The 17,175-nt window shown below is 69.3% G+C and carries 18 protein-coding genes; 17 read left to right on the top strand and 1 reads right to left on the bottom strand.

Going from position 1 to position 17,175, the window contains the following annotated elements:
- Nucleotides 1-10 precede the first annotated feature (10 nt).
- The 15 genes from AB0M73_RS43810 (at nt 11) to AB0M73_RS43740 (ending at nt 14,007) form a co-directional block, all read left to right on the top strand.
- Complete coding sequence (locus AB0M73_RS43810; protein ID WP_363904920.1) at nt 11-1,153, top strand: PQQ-binding-like beta-propeller repeat protein; 1,143 nt, start codon at nt 11-13, stop codon at nt 1,151-1,153.
- A 71-nt stretch (nt 1,154-1,224) separates the two neighbouring features.
- A complete protein-coding gene (locus AB0M73_RS43805) occupies nt 1,225-1,704 on the top strand; it encodes a hypothetical protein (protein WP_363904917.1) in 480 nt (159 codons plus the stop codon).
- A gap of 131 nt (nt 1,705-1,835) precedes the next feature.
- The gene (locus tag AB0M73_RS43800) at nt 1,836-2,492 is read left to right on the top strand and encodes a hypothetical protein (protein WP_363904914.1); all 657 of its coding nucleotides are present in this window, start codon (nt 1,836-1,838) and stop codon (nt 2,490-2,492) included.
- The gene (locus AB0M73_RS43795) at nt 2,492-3,412 is read left to right on the top strand and encodes an ABC transporter ATP-binding protein (RefSeq protein ID WP_363904912.1); all 921 of its coding nucleotides are present in this window, start codon (nt 2,492-2,494) and stop codon (nt 3,410-3,412) included. Before AB0M73_RS43800 ends, AB0M73_RS43795 begins: the two co-directional genes overlap by 1 nt.
- Nucleotides 3,409-4,158 carry an ABC transporter permease gene (locus tag AB0M73_RS43790; protein WP_363904909.1) on the top strand — a complete coding sequence of 250 codons (750 nt, stop codon included), beginning with the start codon at nt 3,409-3,411 and terminating at the stop codon, nt 4,156-4,158. The genes AB0M73_RS43795 and AB0M73_RS43790 overlap by 4 nt, the downstream gene beginning before the upstream one ends.
- Nucleotides 4,159-4,216: 58 nt before the next feature.
- Nucleotides 4,217-5,002: an ABC transporter permease gene (locus AB0M73_RS43785; protein WP_363904906.1), complete on the top strand. Its 786-nt coding sequence runs from the start codon at nt 4,217-4,219 to the stop codon at nt 5,000-5,002.
- Nucleotides 4,999-6,138 carry an MCE family protein gene (locus AB0M73_RS43780; protein WP_363904903.1) on the top strand — a complete coding sequence of 380 codons (1,140 nt, stop codon included), beginning with the start codon at nt 4,999-5,001 and terminating at the stop codon, nt 6,136-6,138. Before AB0M73_RS43785 ends, AB0M73_RS43780 begins: the two co-directional genes overlap by 4 nt.
- Nucleotides 6,139-6,190: 52 nt before the next feature.
- Complete coding sequence (locus AB0M73_RS43775; protein WP_363904900.1) at nt 6,191-7,207, top strand: MCE family protein; 1,017 nt, start codon at nt 6,191-6,193, stop codon at nt 7,205-7,207.
- On the top strand, nt 7,204-8,190 hold the full coding sequence (locus AB0M73_RS43770; protein ID WP_363904897.1) for an MCE family protein: 987 nt from the start codon (nt 7,204-7,206) through the stop codon (nt 8,188-8,190). The genes AB0M73_RS43775 and AB0M73_RS43770 overlap by 4 nt, the downstream gene beginning before the upstream one ends.
- Entirely contained in the window at nt 8,190-9,161 is a 972-nt protein-coding gene (locus AB0M73_RS43765; protein WP_363904894.1) for an MCE family protein, read from the top strand. Before AB0M73_RS43770 ends, AB0M73_RS43765 begins: the two co-directional genes overlap by 1 nt.
- Nucleotides 9,161-10,087: an MCE family protein gene (locus AB0M73_RS43760; RefSeq protein ID WP_363904891.1), complete on the top strand. Its 927-nt coding sequence runs from the start codon at nt 9,161-9,163 to the stop codon at nt 10,085-10,087. Before AB0M73_RS43765 ends, AB0M73_RS43760 begins: the two co-directional genes overlap by 1 nt.
- Entirely contained in the window at nt 10,087-11,178 is a 1,092-nt protein-coding gene (locus tag AB0M73_RS43755) for an MlaD family protein (protein WP_363904888.1), read from the top strand. The genes AB0M73_RS43760 and AB0M73_RS43755 overlap by 1 nt, the downstream gene beginning before the upstream one ends.
- 24 nt (nt 11,179-11,202) lie before the next feature.
- Nucleotides 11,203-11,682 carry a hypothetical protein gene (locus AB0M73_RS43750; RefSeq protein WP_363904885.1) on the top strand — a complete coding sequence of 160 codons (480 nt, stop codon included), beginning with the start codon at nt 11,203-11,205 and terminating at the stop codon, nt 11,680-11,682.
- Nucleotides 11,679-12,161, top strand: a complete 483-nt coding sequence (locus tag AB0M73_RS43745) for a hypothetical protein (protein ID WP_363904882.1) — start codon at nt 11,679-11,681, stop codon at nt 12,159-12,161. Before AB0M73_RS43750 ends, AB0M73_RS43745 begins: the two co-directional genes overlap by 4 nt.
- Nucleotides 12,162-12,204: 43 nt before the next feature.
- Entirely contained in the window at nt 12,205-14,007 is a 1,803-nt protein-coding gene (locus AB0M73_RS43740) for a long-chain-acyl-CoA synthetase (RefSeq protein WP_363904879.1), read from the top strand.
- Here the strand turns inward: AB0M73_RS43740 and AB0M73_RS43735 are convergent.
- Nucleotides 14,004-14,876 carry a DUF4436 family protein gene (locus tag AB0M73_RS43735; RefSeq protein ID WP_363904876.1) on the bottom strand — a complete coding sequence of 291 codons (873 nt, stop codon included), beginning with the start codon at nt 14,874-14,876 and terminating at the stop codon, nt 14,004-14,006. The genes AB0M73_RS43740 and AB0M73_RS43735 overlap by 4 nt on opposite strands.
- A 264-nt stretch (nt 14,877-15,140) precedes the next feature.
- On the opposite strand from AB0M73_RS43735, the gene AB0M73_RS43730 reads away from it, so the two are divergent.
- Both AB0M73_RS43730 and AB0M73_RS43725 read left to right on the top strand, forming a co-directional pair.
- On the top strand, nt 15,141-15,407 hold the full coding sequence (locus AB0M73_RS43730) for a hypothetical protein (RefSeq protein WP_363904873.1): 267 nt from the start codon (nt 15,141-15,143) through the stop codon (nt 15,405-15,407).
- 256 nt (nt 15,408-15,663) lie between these two features.
- Nucleotides 15,664-17,055 carry a hypothetical protein gene (locus AB0M73_RS43725; protein WP_363904870.1) on the top strand — a complete coding sequence of 464 codons (1,392 nt, stop codon included), beginning with the start codon at nt 15,664-15,666 and terminating at the stop codon, nt 17,053-17,055.
- Nucleotides 17,056-17,175 lie beyond the last annotated feature (120 nt).

Here is a 17,175-nt window from a genome sequence, read left to right as displayed (position 1 = left end):
CGGTGGTGTGGTGCGGAAGTTGCTGCTGGCCATGGCTTTGCTGCTCGTCGGCGGCTGCGCCGCACCGATGGCGACTGCCCTCCCCTCGCAGTCGCCGGGCGCCGCCACATGGGCTCCCTGGCCCTCTGCGCTGCACGACGCCCGCCACAGCGGTTCGTCCACATCGGACGGACCTGTGCGCGGCGTCGTGCGGTGGCAGCGACAGCTGGAAGGGGCCGTCACGCCCGGCCCGGTGATCGGGCCCGGCGGTGTCGTCTACGCCTCGTCCACGGCCGGGATCCTGCACGCCATCGACCCCGTCAGCGGCGAGGACCGGTGGACGTACGACTCGCACTACACCGGCGGCGGGGACCTCTCCGTGTCGCCGCTGGTGCTGCCCAGCGGCGACATCGCGTGGTCTGTTCCGGGGCCACGGCTGCTGCTTCTGTCGCCGTCCGGCGCGCTGCTGTGGTCGGCCGCGCTGCCCGGCACCCCGACCTCACCGGCCTCGGTCGACGGCAACCGGATCTACGTCGGCGACCTCTCCGGTCACGTGAGCGCCCTCGACGCCCGTTCGCACAGTCTGGTGTGGACGGTCAGTGTCGGCGGCACCTCCTATGGTTCCGTCGTCACCGATGGATCGCGGGTCTACACCACCGCCGACTCTGGCGTCACCGCCGTCGACGCCAACGGTGCGGTGGTGTGGCACCGCGATCCGCACGACGACATCACCGAGGTCTCCGCCGGGCTCGCTCCGGACGGCACGGTGTTGTTGGGCACCAACGGTTCCCACGAGTGGGCCTATCATCCCGACGGCTCCCAGGCCTGGAGCGCGCCCCGGTTCATCACCTACTCCTCGCCGGTCGTCACCACCACCGGCCTGGCCTACGTCGGCGATCATGGCGGCAAGGTCACCGCCTTCGACGTCCGCACCGGCTCCGTGGTCAAGTCGTATCGGCTCAACGGCGCGGAGATCTGGAGTTCCACCGTCCTGGACCGGGCCTATCGCCTGTACTACGCCACCCAGACCGGGCACGTCTACGGGCTGGCCCCGGACGGCGGCACCCTGTTCGACGTGAACGTCGGCGAGCCCGTCGACTCCTATCCGGCGCTCTCGGCCGACGGCGCGTTGATCGTAGGCTCCCGCAACGGACTTCTCACCGCTATCGGTTAGAAACTGTGTGCCGGTGACAAATTTCGCGGTGTGCCTTGTCTGGCGCCGCGGGCCGGGATGACCCTGCGTGGATGATTCGCGTCGCGCCGCTGCTCAGCCTGTTCCTGATCGCCGCCTGCGCCGCCCCACCGCCGGCCCCCGACCCGGACGCCCCCGCGATCGCCTGGGCGGCAAAGGTTTGCGCCGCCACGCCGCAGATCACCGTGGCCCCGCAGGAGACCGCCGCCGACCTCGGGGCCTTCGTCGACACGCTCGCCGGCGCCCTCACCAAGGAGGCCGCGGCGATTCGGTCCGCCGGTCCGCCGCCCGTCCCCGACGCCGGGCCGACCGTCGCGCGCGCCCTGGCCACCCTCGATGCCGCGCAGGAGTCGTTGCGCCAGGCTAGATCCCGCCTGGGACAGGTCCGGCCCGGCGACGCGGGCTCCCTCCAGCAGGCCGTCGCCGACGTCAACGCCGGCATGGCCGGACTGGCCGACGCCGGCGACCCCAAGGTCGCCCTGCGCCAGAACACCGCCCTCGACCGGGCCTTCGACAAGGCCACCGGCTGTTGAGTTCGTAGTGGCCACGACGTGGAATTTGTGCCGGCTTGACAATTTCTCGGGGCCGGCGGGGAATTCCTTGTCGGGCTGCCTACCCGTGAGTAGCGTCCGGCGGCAGTTGATTTCTCGTCGATGGGAAATTCATGGTTAAGCGGTGGTTGGCGCTGGCCTTCCTGATCGGCTGCGCACTTGGCACGGGCCCCTCGGCCGGTGGGGCTCCGGCTCCGGCCACCGACAATCCGCCGATGCCGGTGCACTATCGGGTGGACACCACGACCCGGGTGGCCAAGCTCGGTTCGGACCTGGTCGTAGGGCCGGGGCGGCTGGACGGGCAGTTCGTGATCGTGCCGGGCAGCAACCCGCTGCGGGTGGAGATCACCGGGAATCTGGCGCTGCCGCCGGCCGACAGCTACTTCGTCGCCTTCGGCTTCATGCCGGCAACGGCGACGATCACCGTGACCTCCACCGCCCCGGTGCAATCCGTGCTGCTGAACGGAACCCTGACCGCGACCACCCGCCTGACCTTCGCGCTGAGCAACACCAAGGTGCACGGGGTGCCGCTGGACGTAGGCCCCGACTGCCGCACCGACGAGGTGGCGATCGTGCAGAGCGGGCCGTTCACCAGCCCGCTGTCCACCGGCACGGTCTCCGGCGCATTCGCGATCCCGCCGTTCCACCACTGCGGCGTCACTGAGAACCTCGATCCGCTGTTCACCGGCCTTGTCTCCGGCCCCGGCAACACGTTGCGCACGGTGCTGACGTTCCTCTGCGGCGGCGCCGCGACCTGCGAGGAGCGCTGATGGGCGTGCAGATCGACGTGCAGGGGCTGTCGAAGTCCTTCGGCCGCCAGACCATCTGGCAGGACGTGTCGCTGACCCTGCCGGCCGGCGAGCTCAGTGTCCTGTTGGGACCGTCGGGCACCGGGAAGTCCGTGTTCCTCAAGTGTCTGGTCGGCCTGCTGCGGCCGGAGCACGGGCGGATCCTGGTCAACGGCGTGGATCTGTGCCGCTGCACCGAATCCGAGCGCTACCAGCTGCGCAAGCTGTTCGGTGTGCTGTTCCAGGACGGGGCGCTGTTCGGCTCGATGACCGTGTACGACAACATCGCTTTCCCGCTGCGGGAGCACACCCGCCGCACCGAAGCCGAGATCCGGCGGGTGGTCCACGACAAGATGGAGCTCGTCGGCCTGGCCGGGGCCGAGCACAAGCTGCCCGGCGAGATCTCCGGTGGCATGCGCAAACGCGCCGGCCTGGCCCGGGCCCTGGTACTCGACCCGGAGATCATCCTGTGCGACGAACCCGACTCCGGACTCGACCCGGTCCGCACCGCCTACCTCAGCCAGCTGCTGGTCGACCTGAACGCGCAGATCGATGCCACGATCCTCATCGTCACCCACAACATCAGCGTGGCCAGGACCGTGCCCGACAACCTCGGCATGCTCTACCGCCGCCGCCTGGTCGGCTTCGGGCCCCGCGAGATCCTGCTGACCAGCGAGGAACCCGTCGTCGCCCAGTTTCTCGGCGGCCACCGCCACGGCCCGATCGGCATGAGCGAGGAGAAGGACGCGGTGCTCGCCGCCGCCGAGGGAACGTGGACCCGGACGCTGCCGGAGATCGTCCCGCAACTGGAGCCGAGCCCGGGATTGCCGGTGCGCCAGGCGGTACGCCGTCGTCAGGAACGGGTGCGGGCGATGCTGGCGGTCGGGAGCGTGCCCAGATGACCGCCGTGGGGCAGATGTTCGCGCTGGGCCTGGAGGTTCTGCGTCAGCTGCTGCGGCGTCCCTTCCAGTACCGCGAGCTGGTCGGGCAGTTCTGGTTCGTGGCCAGCGTTTCCATCCTGCCCTCGATGCTGGTGTCGATCCCGTTCGGCGCGGTGATCGGGCTGGAGCTGGGCTCGCTGACCTCGCAGATCGGCGCGGAGTCGTTCGACGGGGCGGCCAGCGTGCTCGCGGTCGTGCAGCAGGCCAGCCCGATCGTCACCACGCTGATCATCGCCGGGGCGGGCGGCTCGGCCATCTGCGCGGACCTGGGATCGCGAACGATCCGCGAGGAGATCGACGCCATGGAGGTGCTGGGGGTCTCGCCCGTGCACCGGCTGGTGGTGCCGCGGGTGCTGGCGGCCACGTCGGTTGCGGTGCTGTTGAACGGAATGGTGAGCGTGGTCGGGGTGGCCGGCGGCTACTTCTTCAACGTGGTGATGCAGGGCGGAACCCCGGGCGCGTACGTGGCGAGCTTCGCGGCGCTGGCTCAGCTGCCGGACCTCTGGGTGAGCGAGCTGAAGGCGATGATCTTCGGCTTCCTGGCCGGCGTGGTCGCCTCCTACCGGGGCCTGCACCCGCGCGGCGGCCCGAAGGGCGTCGGCGACTCGGTGAACCAGTCGGTGGTCATCACGTTCCTGCTGCTGTTCCTGGTCAATGCCGTGATCACCGCGGTGTACCTGCGGATCGTGCCGGCGAAGGGAATGTGATGAACAGGGTGGGCGTTCGGCCGCCGTCGGTCCTTCCGGTCGCGGCGGCGGTGATCTGATGGAGGCGCTCGGCGATCAGCTCCTGTTCTTCCTCCGCGCGCTGGCGGCCATCCCGTTCGCTGTTCGCCGGTACTCCAAGGAGGTCGTCCGCCTGCTGGCCGAGGTGGGCTTCGGCTCCGGCGCGCTGGCGGTGATCGGCGGCACCGTGGGCGTCATGGTCGGTATGACTGTGTTCACCGGCGTTGTGGTTGGCCTGCAAGGGTATTCGGCGCTGAACCAGATCGGTGTGGCGGCGTTCTCCGGCTTCATGTCGGCCTACTTCAACACCCGGGAGATAGCGCCGCTGGTGGCCGGGCTGGCGTTGTCGGCGACGGTCGGCTCCGGCTTCACAGCCCAGCTGGGGGCGATGCGGATCGCCGAGGAGGTGGACGCGCTGGAGGTGATCGCGGTGCGGAGCCTGCCGTATCTGGTCAGCACCAGGGTGGTCGCCGGCTTCGTTGCCGTGGTTCCCTTGTACGCCATCGGGTTGCTGTGCTCGTACCTGGCGTCACGAGAGATCACCGTGGTGTTCTACGGCCAGTCGGCCGGCACCTATGACCACTACTTCGCTTTGTTCCTGCCGCCCGACGATGTTCTCTACTCGTTCGGCAAGGTGCTGGTGTTCAGCGTGGTCGTGATGCTGGTGCACTGCTACTTCGGCTACCGCGCGACCGGCGGCCCGGCCGGCGTCGGCATCGCCGTCGGGAAAGCGGTGCGCACGACCATCGTCGCCGTGAGCATGCTGGACTTCTTCCTCAGCCTGGCCATCTGGGGCGCCACGACCACCGTGAAGGTGGCGGGATGAACAAGCTGCTCGGCGCGGTCTACCTGACGATCATGGCCCTGATCGTGGCACTGTCGGTTGCCGTGTACCGCAAGGACTTCACGTCGGTGGCGCTGGTGACGCTGCGGACCGATCACGTCGGCAGCCAGTTGCATCTCGACGCCGAGGTGAAGCTCCGGGGCGTGGTCGTCGGCGAGGTCCGAGACGTGCACACCAATGGCAGCGGCGCGGAGGTCGATCTCGCGCTGCGGCCGGATCTCCTGCCCCGGATCCCCCGTGACGTCACCGCCCGCCTGCTGCCGAAGACGCTGTTCGGCGAGCGGTACGTGGACCTTGTCGCCGGCCGGCCCGGTCCCGCGCTGGCCGACGGCGATGTGATCACCCAGGACCGGTCGGCGTCGGCCGTGGAGGTGGAGCAGGTGATCGGCGACCTGATGCCCGTGTTGCAGGCGGTGCAGCCACAGAAGCTGTCGTCGATCCTCAGCACCCTGGCGGGGGCGCTGGCCGGGCGCGGCGCGGCGCTCGGCCAGACCCTGGCCTGGCTCGGCAGCGACGTCGACGAGTTCACCCCGCACCTCGACGAGTTCACCGCGGGCCTTCGGGAACTGGCTCAGGTGACCGACAACTACAGCCGCATCGCGCCCGACGTCGTGCAGGCGCTGTCGGATCTCACCACCACCAGCCGCACCATCGCCGACCAGCGGGCCAACCTGGCCGACCTGTTTCAGAACCTCACCACCGGGGCCCAGGACCTGGAAACCTTCCTGCGGCGCAACGGAAACAACATCATCCGCCTGTCACAGGCCAGCGTGCCGACGCTGAACCTGCTGGCCCAGTACTCGCCCGAGTATCCGTGCCTGCTGCGGGCGCTCACGGCCTTCGCGCCGGAGATGGACAAGGTGCTGGGTCAGGGCACCAACGAGCCGGGCCTGCATGTCACCGTGAATGTCCAGCCGCCCAAGGGAAAGTACGTGCCGGGCCGCGATGCCCCCGTCTACAACGACAAGGGCGGCCCGTCCTGCTATCCCGTGACGGCCGCGCCGAACTCCGTGCAGGAGAACACCTTCATCGGGACGTTGCTGGGCAAGGACGTGCCGAGTTGGGGCAGCGTGCTCGTCGGGCCGCTCTACCGGGGCACGGAGGTGACGGTCGGGTGACCACTCTGCTCGAAACCGTATTTCGGTGTGCCGGACAGCGTGACTCGCGGGGGTGGTGGGGGTGAGGGCGGCGCTGGTCAAGGGGTTGGTCTTTGTGCTGGTGACTGCGCTGGCCACGGGCGCCTTGGCGGTCGCCATTGCCGGGCCGGGTGGCGGAGACACGGTGAACTACACCGCACAGTTCAGTAATGCCGTCGCGCTGGCGGTGGGCGATGACGTGAGGATCGCGGGAGTGAAGGTGGGGCAGGTGGAGGGGATCTCCGTCGCCGAAAGGCGGGTGGCGGAGGTCGAGTTCTCCGTGCAACGAGATCACCCCTTGCCTGCTTCTGTCACCGCCGCGATCAAGTACCGGAACCTGGTCGGCCAGCGGTACGTCTCCCTCGGTCAGGGCGCCGGCGACCCCAACCAGGTGCTGCCGGCCGGCGGCCGGATTCCCCTCGCCCGAACCGCGCCGGCCCTGGACCTGACCGCCCTGCTCAACGGTTTCAAGCCGCTGCTGCGGGCCCTGTCGCCCGGCGACGTCAACCAGATGGCCGGCGAGATCGTGCAGGTGCTCCAGGGGGAGGGCGGCACCGTCGACGATCTGCTGGCCCACACCGCTTCGCTCACCTCCACCCTGGCCCGGCGGGACCAGGTCATCGGCGAGGTCATCGGCCACCTCAACTCCGTGCTGACCCAGGTCAACGCCCATGACGACCAGCTGTCCACCCTCGTCACCACCACCCAGCAGCTGGTCAGCGGCCTCGCCGCCGACCGGGGCTCCCTCGGCGACGCCATCGGCGGGCTGTCCGGTCTCGCCGACGCCACCACCGCGCTGCTGGCCCAGGGTCGCCAGCCCCTCAAGGACGACATCGGCCAGCTCGGCGGCGTCGCCGGCACCTTGGCCGCCAACGACGGACTGGTCGACCGGTTCCTCACCAACCTCCCGGCCAAACTCGACGCCATCGGCCGCACCGCGTCCTACGGCTCGTGGCTGAACTTCTACCTGTGCTCCGCCACCACCGACGCGCCCGCCCCACCCGGCGGCACAACGCCGGGAATCCCCGTGACCGCCGGGAGATGCCGATGAAACGCAGCTTCCTCGAACTGAACCCCGTTGTCGTCGCGATCGTGGGCGTGACCGTCACCGCGCTGGTCACCGCCGCCGTGTTCTTCGCCGACGAGCTGCCGTTCGGCACCACCGGCTACACCGCCTACTTCACCGAGGCCGCCGGCCTGAAGCCGTCCGACGAGGTGGCCGTGGCCGGCGTGAAGGTGGGAGAGGTGACCGCGGTGACCTTGGACGGAGACCAGGTGCGGGTCGGCTTCCGGGTCCGCGGTGCCTGGATCGGGGACGCGACCACCGCGTCGATCGAGATCAAGACCCTGCTGGGGCAGAAGTATCTTCAGCTGGACCCCGAGGGAAGCGCCGACCAGAACCCCGGCCAGCCCATCCCACGCCGGCGCACCGCCGCGCCGTACGACGTGGTGGCGGCGTTCGACGACCTGGCCTCGACCGTCACGCAGATCGACACCGGGCGGCTGGCCCAGAGCTTCAGCGTGCTGGCCGACACGTTCCGCAACGCCCCCGCCGAGATCAGGGCCACCGTCGACGGCCTGTCCAGCCTGTCTCGGACGATCTCCTCCCGCGACGCCGAATTGCGGCAGTTGTTGGCCGGCACCAACAAGATTGGGCAGACACTGGCCGACCGGGACGAGCAGTTCCGCCGGCTCATCGGGGACGGGGCCCTGCTGCTCCAGGAGGTCAAACAGCGCCGCCAGGCCATCGCCGGCCTGCTCACCGGGAGCGTCGCCCTGGGCCAGCAGCTCAAGGGGCTCGTCGCCGACAACGCCGCCCAGCTCGGCCCCACGCTGACCCAGCTCGACCAGGTAACCGCTGTGCTGCAACGAAACCAGGCCAACCTCGACAAGGGCTTAGCGCTGCTCGGGCCCTACTACCGGCTGTTGGACAACGCCCTCGGCAACGGGCGCTGGATCGACTCCTACCTGTGCGGCCTCGTGCCGGCCACACCGGGCCGTGACTGCGTGCCGCCCGGCGCGAAGGGGAATTGATGAACCAGCTGATGAGCGTGCTCCTGGTCATCGCCAGCACGGTGTTCGGGCCGCTGCGGGTCACTGAGCCGCTGCACGTCACGGCCTACTTCGCTGAGACGGTGGGGGTGTACGCGGGCTCGGACGTGCGGGTGCTGGGCGTTCGCGTCGGCATGGTGGACGAGGTGCGGCCGGCGGGGACGCAGGTGCGGGTGCGGCTCACGGTGGATCCCGGGGTGCGGATCCCGGCGGCGGTCAAGGCCGTGATCATGGCCCCCAGCCTGGTCTCGGACCGGTTCGTGCAGCTGGCTCCGGCCTACACGAGCGGACCGGAACTGCCGCCGGACGCGACGATCCGGGAGGACGACACGGCCACGCCAGTGGAGCTGGACCAGCTGTACGGCAGCCTGAACCAGCTGGCCGCCGCGCTGGGCCCGAGCGGCGCGAATGCCAACGGGGCGTTGTCGGAGCTGGTGCAGACCGGGGCCGCGGTGCTGGACGGCAACGGGGCCAAGCTGAACGACACGATCAAGCAGCTGGGGGCGGCCGCCGGCACGCTGTCGGGGGCGAAGGACGACTTCGCCGGCACCGTCGACACCCTCCAGAAGTTCACCGCCACGCTGGCCACCAGCGACGACCAGGTCCGCGACGTGACCGACCGGCTGGGCGAGGTGTCGGAGTTCCTGGCCCAGGACCGGGCCGATCTGGGCGCGGCCCTCCAGGAACTGGCCGGGGCGCTGGCCCAGGTCAAGCAGTTCATCCAGGACAACCGGGGTCGCGTGGCGTCCAATGTGGACAAGCTGGCGGCGGTGAGTCAGGTGCTGGCCAAGGAGAAGGTGTCGCTGGACGAGGCGCTGAAGGTGGCGCCGCTGGCCGTGGGCAATGTGCTCAACGCCTACGACCCGGCGACGAAGTCCTTGTCGGGGCGGGCGAACATCCGGGAGTTCGCCCCGGGGCAGCTGCCGGTCCTGCCGCTGCCGGGGGTGGGCTGATGCGAAAGTTCCTGGTACTGGCCACAGTTCTCCTCGCCACGGCCTGTGCGCTGCCCGGCGGCGCGGATGTGGGAAGCCGGCCGTATCACGTGACGGCGCAGTTCGGGGACGTCCTGGATCTGGTGCCGCAGGCGGCGGTGAAGGTGAACGACGTGCCGGTGGGGCGAGTGGACTCGGTGAGCCTCGCGCCGGACGGATGGAGCGCCCTGGTGGCGATGACGGTGAACGGCAACGTGCGGCTGCCGGCCGACGCCCATGCCTACCTGAGGCAGTCGAGCCTGCTGGGGGAGAAGTTCGTGGAGTTGGCGGCCCCGGCCAACTCCCGGGCGGCCCAGCTGGACGACGGGGCGAGCATCCCGCTCAGCCGGACGAACCGGAACCCCCAGGTGGAAGAGGTGCTGGGCGCCCTGTCGATGGTGCTGAACGGCGGTGGTGTTGCGCAGGTCCAGACGATCACCCGTGAGGTGAACAACGCCCTGAACGGCAACGAGGGCAACGTCCGAGATCTTCTGTCCAAAATAGACACTGTCGTCAAGAATGTTGACAGTCACCGGGACGACATCGTCAAGGCGCTGGACGGCATGGCCAAGCTGGCCAAGACCCTGGACGACCGGAAGGGCCAGATCACCGCGGCGATCGACGGCCTGACGCCGGGTATGACCGTGCTGGCGGAACAAAAAGACAGCCTGACCAAGATGGTGGACGCGCTGGACCGGCTGTCCGCCACCGCGGTGGACACGGTCAACCGCAGCCGGGCTGACCTGGTGGCCGATCTGAAGGCGCTGCAACCGACGCTGCAACAGCTGGCCAAGGCCGGCGACACCCTGCCGAAGGCGTTGCAGGTGCTGGTGACTTTCCCCTTCACCGACCAGGTGCTCGACGACATCAAGGGCGACTACCTCAACGTCTATCTGAAGGACCACTGATGCTGACCCGGGGAGTCCGCCTCAAAGTGGCCGCGTTCCTGCTGGTCGGCCTCGCGGCGGTGGCCGTCGTCGCCGCGCGGTACGTGGGCCTGTTCGGCAGCGGCGGCTACACCGTGACGATGAAGCTGGCCGATGCCGGCGGCATCTTCCCCAACGCCGAGGTGACGTACCGAGGCGTGCCGGTCGGCCGCGTCCACACGGTCTACCTCACCGATGACGGCGTGGACGTGGCGCTGGACCTCAACCAGCACGACATCCCCCAGGACGTCGAAGCCACGGTGGCGAACCGGTCGGCGGTGGGGGAGCAGTACGTGGACCTCAAGCCGAGGAGGCCGGATGGGCCGACGCTGCACCAGGGTTCGGTGATTCCCCGGAGCGCCACCAAGATCCCGCTGCCGGCGCAGACCCTGCTGACCACCATCGACAGCCTGGTGCAGAGCGTGCCGGAGGACTCGCTGCACACCCTCGTCGACGAGCTGGACACGGCCACCCACGGCACGACCACGGATCTGCAAACCCTGTTGGACAGCACGCATTCCTTCGTCGGGGCGGCCACCGAGCACATGCCGCAGCTGACGCAGCTGGTCCAGGACTCGGCGACGGTGCTGCACACCCAGAACGACGAAGCCCAGGCGCTGACCCAGTTCGGCGCCAACGCCAAGCTCATCGCCGACCAGCTCCGGAGTTCCGACGCCGACCTGCGCAGCCTGATCGGCACCGTGCCGCAGCTGTCGGTGCAGGTCAGCCAGCTGATCCGGGACACCGACCCGAGCCTGGGCGTGCTGATCGCCAACCTGCTGACCACCGCCACGGTCGCCCTCGGCCGGCACGACGCCCTCCAGGAGCTGCTGATCTCCGCCCCGCCGGCGATAACCGCCGGCGCCAACGCGATCGCCGATGGAACGGCCGACTTCGGGCTGTCGCTGACCTTTTTCGATCCCCTCGGCTGCACCGCCGGCTACGACGGCACCGACCGTCGCACCGGCCTCGACGTCGCCGCGGGCCACCTCCTGAACACCCAGGCCCGCTGCACCCTGCCGCCCAGCTCGGGCACCGGCGTCCGCGGCGCCCAGAACGCCCCCAACGGATGAGCTTCCCAGCAGCAAGGAGCCGAGATGAAGATCGTGGTGGTGTTGGCGGCGGTGTTCGCGGCCTGGGGCGGGTGGTCCTGGTGGAGCGCCGCCCATGACGACGCGAGGCTGTTCGCCCTCGACCGCGAAGCCGTCACGCAGGCCGCGGGCCGGGACATCGCGGCGTTGAACACCCTCGACTACCGCAAGATCGACGACGGCCTGAAGCAGTGGCTCGCGGTCTCCACCGGCACCCTGCACGACCAACTGGCCCAAACCGGCGTCGACAGCAGGAAACAGTTGGAACAGGCCAAAACCGTCACCACCGCGCAGGTCGTGGACACCGCCGTCACGGCCCTCGACCAACGAGCCGGCACGGCCCGGCTGATTGCCGCCGTGCAGCTCGACGTCACGCCGGAAGGCGGCCAGAAGACCGCCAAACGCACGAGGTTCCAGGCCGATCTCACGCGCACGGTCAACGGCTGGAAGGTCAGCGCCCTCGCCCCTGTGCAGGTGCAGTCGTGAAATATCTCATTGCCGCGGCGATTGTCCTGGTGTCACTGGGAATCTGGTTCCGTATCGAGGCGACGGGCCTGGCCGAGGACACCACCAACCAGGCGCTCACCGACCCGGGGACCACCAGCAAGGTCATCGGGGACGTGAACTCCGCGCTGGGCAAGGTGTTCTCGTACCGCTACGACAACACGGCCGCCACCGAGCAGGCGGCCCAGCAGAATCTCCGGGGCAACGCCGAGAGCCAGTACAACGACCTGTTCGCGCAGGTGAAACAGCAGGCCCCGGTGCAGAAGCTGATGCTCACGACCAAGGTCGTGGACAGCGGCGTGACCATGCTGCAAGGCGATCACGCGCAGTTGCTGGTGTTTCTGGACCAATCGGCCACCAGGGGCGACAACAACCAGAGCAGCCTGGCCGCGGCCGAACTCACCGTGACGGCCCAGCGCCAGGGCGACCACTGGGTGATCACCGATCTGCGGACGAGGTAGCGAACCGTTGTCCCGGAACTTACCGGTGGGTAGCATGGCGGCAATGAGCGCGACGGAGCAGTCTGCGGCCCATCGGATCGGCCTGGCCGACGTGCTACGGGCGCTGCCCGCCATGGCGTTGGACGCGCCCAGCCTGCTGCACGGCGCGATCGGCCTGGTCACCATCGGCCCGACCAGCCGCGATTCGCTCGGCCACGTGTTCCAGCGGGCCGCCCACCGCCACCCGGACCGGCCGTTCCTGCGCTTCGAGGACACGGAACTGTCCTACGGCGAGGCCAATCGCTGGGTGAACCGCTACGCGGCGGTGCTGGGCAGCCACGGAGTGCGACCGGGCAGCACGGTGGCGATCCTGGCCGAGAACCGCCCGGAGACGTTGCTGGCCGTGCTCGCCGTGGTCAAGCTCGGCGCCACCGCCGGCATGCTCAACCACCACCAGCGCGGCGATGTGCTCAACCACAGCCAGAAATTGCTCGACAGCACCGTGCTGATCTTCGGCAGCGAGTGCCACGAGGCCCTGGAATCCTTGCCGGCCAAGGAGATTCGCGGCACGGTCCTGTGCCTGCCCGAGGGTGACACCGCGCCGCACGGCTACATCGACATGGACGAGTCCGCGGTCAGCGCGGACGACCACGACCCCGTGCAGACGGCCTTGGTGCACGCCAAGGACAAGGCGTTCTACGTCTTCACCTCCGGCACCACCGGCCTGCCCAAGGCCAGCTCCATGAGCCATTTCCGGTGGCTCAAGGCGATGACCGGCCTCGGCCACCTCGGCGTGCGGCTCACCGGCGGGGACACGCTGTACTGCTGCCTTCCCCTGTACCACAACAACGCCTTGACGGTGTCGCTGTCGTCGGTGCTGGGCGCGGGCGCGACTTTGGCTCTGGGGCGCAACTTCTCGGCGTCGAGGTTCTGGGACGACATCCAGCGCACCCGCGCCACCGCCTTCTGCTACATCGGCGAACTCTGCCGGTACCTGCTCAACCAGCCGGTGCGGCCCAACGAGCGCACGCATCGGGTGCGGGTGGTCGTCGGCAACGGGCTGCGGCCGGAGATCTGGGACGAGTTCACCCAGCGCTTCGGCATCGGCCGGGTCGCGGAGTTCTACGGGGCCAGCGAGTGCAACCTGGCCTTCATCAACGCCTTCAACATCGAGCGCACGGCCGGCATGTGCCCGCTGCCCTTCGCCGTCGTCGCCTTCGACGCCGACACGGGGCAGCCCGCCCGTGACGCCGACGGCCACCTGCGCAAGGTCGGTGCGGGCAACGTCGGCCTGCTGATCACCAAGGTCACCGACAAGGCCCCGTTCGACGGCTACACCGACGCCGCGGCGACCGAGAAGAAGCTGGTGCGCAACGGTTTCCGTCGCGGCGACTGCTGGTTCAACACCGGCGACCTCGTCCGCGACCAGGGCTGGGGCCACGTGGCCTTCGTGGACCGGCTGGGCGACACCTTCCGGTGGAAGGGCGAGAACGTGGCGACCACCGAGGTCGAGGCCGCGCTGGATGAGTGGCCGGCGATCGAGCAGGCCGTGGTGTATGGCGTCGAGGTGCCCGGGGCCGACGGCCGCGCCGGCATGGCGGCGGTCAAGCTCCGGGACGGCGCCGAGCTCGACGGGCCCGGCCTGGCCCGGCACCTCGCGGGACGCCTGCCCGGCTACGCGATTCCCCTGTTCCTGAGGGTGATCGACGAGGTCGAGCAGACGTCCACCTTCAAGAGCCGCAAGGTCGCCCTGCGCGAGGACGGCTTTGCCGGCGGCGGCTACGTGCTGGCCGATCGGGAGACCGGCTTCGTGCCGGCCTACGAGGGCTACGCGAACGAGGTCGCCGCCGGGCAGATCCGCGTCTAGGCGGCGGCTTCGGCCTTCTTGCGCAGCTCGACCCGGTAGCCGACGACCACTGTGCAGATCAGCGACAGCGAGATCAGCGCCTCGGCGATGAAGAACGCCGCGAAGTCGATCACCGAGCCGATCGGCGGCCCGCCCGGCACCGCGTTGCGCAGCGGCACCAGCGCGAACAGCAGCGCGCCCATGAAGCTCATGGACGGCCACAGCAGGCCGTGCCGGCCGGCGATGGCGAAGGTCGCGGCGATCACCGCGGCGATGCTCAGGCACCACATGAACAGCATGATGAACAGGGCGAAGGCGAACATGCCGACGGTGCGGCCGGTGTCGGCCGAGAAGGTCAGCACGCCGTCGTCGACCTTGGTGGCGCCCGGGTGGATGGCGAAGAACGTGTCGCCGCTGGCGAAGGTGACGTCCACCGGCGCCGTCTCGCCCGCGCTCTCGGCCAGGAAGGCGAAGTCGATCTTGTAGCTGTCGAAGGGGTAGTCGGTGATGACGCCGTCGGACAGCGGCACCTGCACGTCGTTGATGGTGGGGTTCTTGCCGGCCTTGAAGGTCAGCGTGTCGCCCTTGGTCGCGGCGACGTGCAGGATCACGTCCTTGGCCGGGGCGCCGTCCGCGTCGGCGTAGCGGCCCTTGGGGTCGATGGTGACCTGGGCCGACAGGGTCTGGCTCTGCGGGTCGAGCTTCTGCACGTAGAACAGCACCTCGACCCGGTCGGCCGGGCCCGCGTCGCCGAGCACCGTCTCGGACTGGCTCTGCGCGCGTTCCGTGAAGTACACGCTCAGGCTGGCCGCGGTGACCACCACGAGCACCACCGGCGCCACGATCCACAGCCAGCGCCGACGCGGCCGGGCCGCGGTTTCCTCGCTCATTTCCACCTTCTCGAAGTCGCGCTCCACTGCGCCAGTAGAGGCGGCAAAGGGCTGGGAGCAGGGAAAAGCCGTGGTGGATGTTGGACAGGCGTGTTCGGAAAGTCAAGGAGCCTTGAAAGCGCGGGCAGATCAGTTTGCCCGTCCATTCTGGACGGTCGTGGATACGTGACCTGCCTCACGCACACAATGCGTGCAAACTGCACACACGTGGGTTACGGTAGATGTGTGCAGTCGGCACGCAATGCGGAATCCGAGGAGGATGCCATGGGGAACAAGCCTGTCAGGCCGGAAGATGTGCTGCCCGACGGCGCGGAGGGCACCGAATTCGACGGCGCGTACGTCCGTAAGGGCTCGGTCGCCGCGTTCATCGGCAACGTCCTCGCGCTGTCCGAGGTCGAATCGCGCACTCCTCAGTGGGAGGAAATCGCGGGGCAGCTGCGGGAGCTCAAGTCGGCGCTGGACCGCATCGGCGTGCTCGACGTGTTCGAGATTCGCGATCCCGCGGTGCGGGCCCTGGTCGACGGCCTGTGAGCCGGGCCACGAAACCGTGAGTTCGTGCCAACTCGGACGGACGACCGGACGGATCTGCGATCGCGCCGGATTGAAATGCCTAGAGTAGTTGCGCGGGGGAAACCACGTCGAATCGAGGCATTTCATGTTGGGCGTTGCCATGGCCCGTGCCGTTTATTCCGGCCGGCGTCCGAAAACGGGTGACAACGGCACGGTGTTCACCTCGTATTTACTTCTGGTGCGGCGTGCCGGCCGCGGCACGGCTCGGTGACCCGTCATGAGTCAGTGCACCGAGACGATCACCGGCCTCACCGTGGCCGAGGCCGTCGAGTACCGTTCCGAGATCGAGAATTCCCCTTCTGAGCAGGGTTTCTACCGGCTGCGGCATGCTCGGGTGGCCGTCGTCGGCGAAGGTCCGGCGCTGGCCGCCGTGCTGCGGGCCGGCATCGGCAGCGGATGGCGATGGACCCAGGTCTTCACCACCGAACCCGCGCCGGAATATGCATTGCGCGACGAATTCCAACACGTCTTGACCGATACGGTCGACCGAATCGGTGCACATCTCGCCGACGTCGATCTGGTCGTGCACGTAACGTCCGATTTCGGCGAGTTGGTGGAGATGGCCCGCCGCTGCCGAGCCGAGAATGCGTCGTTGGCCCAGGTGTTCGTGCGCGGACAGGACGCCTGGATAACGCCCGTCCACCCCGCGGGCGGCCGCCCGATCGAGGCCGCGTGGCGTCGATTGGCCCCCGAGGAAGCCGACGAGTGGCAGGCCGCCCCGGTTGCCCATCACGTGCGGACCTCACGTGACAATGCCGCATTGCCGAAGCGGGTGCCCGGCGCTTTGCTCGGGCCGGCGTACGAGGGCGCCCTGGATGCGCCCGCGGTTTCGGGCGTCGCGGTGCTTGAGGCGAAGCCGAAGGCCGAGTTGGGCGGTGTCACCGCCGCGCTGATCGGGGCGCAGGTGGCGCTGACCTGCTTCCGGTATCTCACGGGGGCGGCCAAGGGCACGGAGCCGATGGTGCTGCGGCTGGACCTGGAGTCGTTGGAGATCAGCGAGCACCGGTACCAGTGGGGCGGGCCCGTGGCGGAGGCGCCGTCGGCGCGGCCGCTGGAGGCGGGGGAACTTTTGGACCGGCTGCCGGCGTTTGTCGATCGACACGTCGGCCTGCTCACCGCCGTCGAGCAGGTCGGCGTGGTCAGCTGGGTGACGCTGGCCGACCCGCTCCGCCGCTGGCCGGCGCAGCGGGTGCTGGGCTGGGCCGAGGATCCGCAGACCGCGCAGGTGCGGGCCGTGCTCGCGGCGATGGCGAGCTACGGTGCGCTGGCGGCCGGGCGAGGTTGGGCGTGGGGCACCGACCTGATCACCGGCAATCGCCGCCGGGTGTGGCTGGAGCAGCGCGGCCCGCACGCCGAGGTCGGCGCCGCGGCCGGACTGTGCTGGGACGACGCCCTGGCGGCCGGCCTGCAGGCGCACCTGGAGCAGCGTCAGGACCCGATGTCCCCGGTGCGGCGCTGGGCCGACGAGACGACACCGTCCGATGTGGACGTGCTGGCCAAGACGCTCGCCGCCGAGACCGGCCGCACCCCGGTCGCCGTGCCCCTGACCACCGACCCGGCCGCGGCCCGCCTGCTGCCTTTCGTCACGCAGGTCGTGCTGCTGCCCTGACGCAGCGGGTCATTCCTCGACTCGGGGGTCGAGGAATGACCCGCCGCACCCAGAGCCGTTTTCGTGTGTTGTATGGGGGGTTACGACACCGAGCGGGGGGGTAAGGCGCCGTAGCAACCA

Source organism: Kutzneria sp. NPDC051319, from assembly GCF_040682195.1.
Classification (GTDB): Bacteria; Actinomycetota; Actinomycetes; order Mycobacteriales; family Pseudonocardiaceae; genus Kutzneria.
The sequence above is the reverse complement of the archived record's forward strand: the minus strand, read 5'-3'. Positions and strand labels throughout refer to the sequence as shown.

Excerpts from the sequence above, each read along its gene's own strand:
- AB0M73_RS43730 (WP_363904873.1), top strand. The coding sequence starts at position 15,141 with ATGGGGAACAAGCCTGTCAGGCCGGAAGATGTGCTGCCCGACGGCGCG.
- AB0M73_RS43770 (WP_363904897.1), top strand. The coding sequence starts at position 7,204 with ATGAAACGCAGCTTCCTCGAACTGAACCCCGTTGTCGTCGCGATCGTG.
- AB0M73_RS43725 (WP_363904870.1), top strand. The coding sequence starts at position 15,664 with ATGAGTCAGTGCACCGAGACGATCACCGGCCTCACCGTGGCCGAGGCC.
- AB0M73_RS43790 (WP_363904909.1), top strand. The coding sequence starts at position 3,409 with ATGACCGCCGTGGGGCAGATGTTCGCGCTGGGCCTGGAGGTTCTGCGT.
- AB0M73_RS43735 (WP_363904876.1), bottom strand. The coding sequence starts at position 14,876 with ATGAGCGAGGAAACCGCGGCCCGGCCGCGTCGGCGCTGGCTGTGGATC.
- AB0M73_RS43805 (WP_363904917.1), top strand. The coding sequence starts at position 1,225 with ATGATTCGCGTCGCGCCGCTGCTCAGCCTGTTCCTGATCGCCGCCTGC.
- AB0M73_RS43780 (WP_363904903.1), top strand. The coding sequence starts at position 4,999 with ATGAACAAGCTGCTCGGCGCGGTCTACCTGACGATCATGGCCCTGATC.
- AB0M73_RS43795 (WP_363904912.1), top strand. The coding sequence starts at position 2,492 with ATGGGCGTGCAGATCGACGTGCAGGGGCTGTCGAAGTCCTTCGGCCGC.
- AB0M73_RS43785 (WP_363904906.1), top strand. The coding sequence starts at position 4,217 with ATGGAGGCGCTCGGCGATCAGCTCCTGTTCTTCCTCCGCGCGCTGGCG.
- AB0M73_RS43765 (WP_363904894.1), top strand. The coding sequence starts at position 8,190 with ATGAACCAGCTGATGAGCGTGCTCCTGGTCATCGCCAGCACGGTGTTC.
- AB0M73_RS43800 (WP_363904914.1), top strand. The coding sequence starts at position 1,836 with ATGGTTAAGCGGTGGTTGGCGCTGGCCTTCCTGATCGGCTGCGCACTT.
- AB0M73_RS43740 (WP_363904879.1), top strand. The coding sequence starts at position 12,205 with ATGAGCGCGACGGAGCAGTCTGCGGCCCATCGGATCGGCCTGGCCGAC.
- AB0M73_RS43760 (WP_363904891.1), top strand. The coding sequence starts at position 9,161 with ATGCGAAAGTTCCTGGTACTGGCCACAGTTCTCCTCGCCACGGCCTGT.
- AB0M73_RS43750 (WP_363904885.1), top strand. The coding sequence starts at position 11,203 with ATGAAGATCGTGGTGGTGTTGGCGGCGGTGTTCGCGGCCTGGGGCGGG.
- AB0M73_RS43755 (WP_363904888.1), top strand. The coding sequence starts at position 10,087 with ATGCTGACCCGGGGAGTCCGCCTCAAAGTGGCCGCGTTCCTGCTGGTC.